At 62.7% G+C, this 3,702-nt stretch carries 3 protein-coding genes; 1 reads left to right on the forward strand and 2 read right to left on the reverse strand.

The genetic code is table 11. The features are described 5' to 3' along the window. Positions 1-843 (reverse strand): AAA family ATPase (locus QZ213_RS25895; protein ID WP_291688907.1); only part of this gene is annotated, 843 nt, incomplete at its 3' end. Then, positions 840-2,246, reverse strand: a complete 1,407-nt coding sequence (locus QZ213_RS25900) for a DegQ family serine endoprotease (protein ID WP_291688908.1) — start codon at positions 2,244-2,246, stop codon at positions 840-842. The genes QZ213_RS25895 and QZ213_RS25900, both read right to left, overlap by 4 nt. A gap of 248 nt (positions 2,247-2,494) precedes the next feature. Here QZ213_RS25900 and QZ213_RS25905 point away from each other — a divergent pair, with 248 nt between their 5' ends. Then, a complete protein-coding gene (locus QZ213_RS25905; RefSeq protein ID WP_291688909.1) occupies positions 2,495-3,406 on the forward strand; it encodes a CHAD domain-containing protein in 912 nt (303 codons plus the stop codon). Positions 3,407-3,702 lie beyond the last annotated feature (296 nt).

Raw genomic sequence — 3,702 nt, forward strand, 5'->3', positions numbered from 1 at the left:
GCGCGCGAGATAATACAGCGCCGCATCCGGATCGGAGCCGCGCACCGACTTATGCAGCGCCGAGATCAGGTTGTAATGGCCGTCGGCGGACTTGTCGTAAATCGGCGCACGGCGCTGCAGGATGTCCTGCAGCTGCGCGGCATTGAAGGTTTCCCCTTCGCGCGCGGCGCGCCAGACCTCTTCGGCCAGCGTCAGCGCGGCGCGGCCGTCGCCGTCGGCCATGCGCACCAGCACCGCGCGGGCTTCCGCGTCCAGCGGCAGCTTCTTGCCCTCGATGGTCTCGGCATGGGCGTACAGCTTTTCGATTGCCGCCGGATCGAGCGAATGAAACACCAGCACGCGCGCCCGCGACAACAAAGCGGCGTTGAGCTCGAACGAGGGATTTTCGGTGGTGGCGCCGACCAGCACCACGGTGCCGTCTTCCATCACGGGCAGAAACGAATCCTGCTGCGCGCGATTGAAGCGGTGCACCTCGTCGACGAACAACAGCGTGCCCTTGCCGGTCTCGCGCCTTGCGCGCGCCGCGTCGAACGCCTTTTTCAGATCGGCGACGCCGGAAAATACCGCCGAGAGCTGTTCGAAATGCAGGTCGGTGGCATCCGCCAGAAGCCGCGCCACCGTGGTCTTGCCGGTGCCCGGCGGTCCCCAGAAGATCAGCGACCCCAGCGTCCGCGTGGCCAGCATGCGCGTCAGTGCGCCGTCGGGTCCCAGGATGTGATCCTGTCCGACGACTTCCGACAGCGCGCGCGGGCGCAACCGGTCCGGCAGCGGATGCGGCGCATCCGCCTCCATCCCCGCGGCGGCGAACAGGTTGGCGGCTTCGCGTGGGCGCTTCGGGCTCATCCGCCGAGCGTAACGTTGATCTGCTGGCCGCCGCGGACCAGCGTGATGCGCCAGACCCTGGCGGACTCGCGGGCTGCCTTCTCGAGATCGGCGGTCCTGGCGATCTTCTGATTGTTGACGGCCACGATGATGTCGCCCTTCTGGAATCCGACGCTGGCGGCGGTTCCTCCATCGGCCAGGTCGGTAATCACGACGCCTGCGGTGTCGGAATCCAGATGCAGTTCGTCGGCGACCGCAGGCGAGATGTTCGCAACCTTGGCGCCCTGGAACGGCGAGCGCGTCGTCAGGACGATTTCGTCGCGGCCGGTATCGGGCGCGGTTTCCAGCGCCACCGTCAGCTTGATCGTCTTGCCAGCGCGCAGCACGTTGATCTGCGCGGTACCGCCGAGCGGACGCGTCGCAAAGTGGTAATCGAACGCATTGGGATCCTCGACCTCATGGCTGTCGATTGCGACGATCAGATCGGACGGCTTCAGCCCCGCCCGCGCCGCCGGGCTGTTTGCAACCACATTGGCGACCAGAGCGCCGGTTGGAAGCCGCAGCCCAAGGCTTTCGGCGATCTCCGGCGTCACCGCCTGCAGCTTGGCGCCGAGCCAAGGTCGCTTGACGGCCTTGCCGCCGCTCTTGGCGGACGCGACGACCACGCGCACCATGTTGGCCGGGATCGCAAAGCCGATGCCCTGCGATCCCCCCGAACGCGAGAAGATCGCGGTATTGATCCCGGCGAGCTTGCCGGTCATGTCGACCAGCGCGCCGCCCGAATTGCCCGGATTGATCGCGGCATCGGTCTGGATGAAGAACTGGTAGTCGGTGATGCCGACCTGCGTGCGCGCGAGCGCCGAGATGATGCCGTGGGTGACGGTTTGTCCGACGCCGAAGGGGTTGCCCATCGCCAGCACGACGTCGCCGACCTGCAATTCGTCGGAATTGGCGAAATCCAGCGTCGGGAAGCGCTCATGCGCGCCTTTCAGCCGCAATACCGCCAGGTCGCTGCGGGGGTCCTTGAGAACGATCTCGGCCTCGAATTCCCGCTTGTCGGAAAGCGATACCTTGACCTCGTCGGCGCCTTCAATGACGTGGACGTTGGTCACCACCAGGCCCGACGGGTCGACCATGACGCCCGACCCCAGCGAACGCTGCATCTGCTCGGGCTGCTGGCCGGGCACGCCGAAGAAGCGGCGGAAGATCGGGTCATCGAGCAACGGATTGTGATCGCGCACGACCTTGGCGGCATAGACGTTGACCACGGCCGGCTGCACGCGCTGGACGATCGGCGCGTAGGAGAGCATGACCTCCGCCGGCGAGGCCGGCACGCGCCGGTCCTGGGCAAGCGCAGGATGAAGACCTCCAAACAGGGTCAAGAACGACAATGCAGTCATCGTGGCGCGGACAGATCGGAGCATTCCTACCTCTCGAAGAACAAGCCTGAAATATAGGCGCGTTCGGCTGCTAATAGAAGGGTGCTTTGCCCGGTATCCAGGCATCCGAGGCGGCTTCCTTCGGGATGTTGAAATTGCTCGGAACTGCACCGCAGAACCCCTCGCATTGAATCCTGAAAGATGACAACCCTTAACAGTATCGAATGTGGACGTTCAACGAAGCGACTTAGGACAAGCACTTGGGACAAGCACTTGGGACAAGCAAACAGGGTATGGGCAAGCTTCAAACCTTACAGACAGCACCTCCAATTCGCCAAGCCACGGATGCAATTCTGGCCGAAATCAGGGTCGCGCTTGAGGCGTTAAATGCCGGGAAGCCGGGCGGCGCCGTTCATGATTATCGTGTCGCGCTCAAACGATGGCGTGCTCTGTTGCGATTATTGCACGGCCAGATCGGTGACGAGGCCATCGCTCTGCGGCGAGAAGCGAGCCTGCTCAGCCGAACATTTAACCGCAGCCGTGACGCTCAGGCCGCCCTCGACGCACTGACCGACATTGTCGGCTCGAAGGAAAATGCTGCGCCTTCGATATCACAACGAACTCAGGCAACCATTGCCGATCGAATGGAAGGGATCCGAAAGACGTCCGAAACCAGCGCGCTTGATGCAGAGGCTCTCCAGCGCATGCATGCCGGTCTTACGCGGGCCCTGGCCTGCGCGTCAGCCTGGCCGCTTGAACGGATGACTTTTGAGGACGTCGCAAAAGCTCTCGCACAGTCCTATCGCCGCGCCCGTCGCCGTCTTCCATGCAATTGGGAAACCGCCAGTGCAGACGACATCCATGAGTTTCGAAAAGCTGTCGTGACGTTTCGCTACCAGATTGAGCTCGTCGAACCGCTTTGGCCGAAGATGTGGCAAACCTTCACTGACGAGGTGCAAAAGTTGCGCGTGCGACTCGGCAAGAGCAACGATCTCGTCGTATTGGGTAAATTGATTCAAGCGAAGCAACCGCTGGCCCACTGGCGATCGCGGCTGACGCTGCCGATCGAAGATCGGCGGCAGTTCCATCTCAATCGGGCCAGGACCGCATCCAGCCGCATGTTTGCGGAGGCGCCGCGATCGTTCCAAAAGCGGATAGAAGCGATGTGGAAAGCGGTAGCCACCGCTGGCACCGGGTCCGGTTAGCCCTCATCAGCCGAAGCGCTGGACGAAATGGCAAGTCCGCTTTGAGCCGGTGCCAGACCTCACCTATCGCTGGAGAACAACTCTTCCTGGCGCGAGACGAATTGGCGTGATGCCGATCAAGCGCCGACCTCTTGCTTGCGTCGCTCTGACCGCAACTGCCAAGCGTCAATGGTCGTCGTGTGATGTCGTCACCAAAAGCAGATACGCTCCGCAACGAGCGAGAAAATGACAATGCGATGACGATCTCATTACAGATCTTCACGCGATTCCTGCGTTTCCATCGCTGCACTCACGAT

The sequence above is a fragment of the Bradyrhizobium sp. genome (assembly GCF_017881085.1).
Taxonomy (GTDB): domain Bacteria; phylum Pseudomonadota; class Alphaproteobacteria; order Rhizobiales; family Xanthobacteraceae; genus Bradyrhizobium.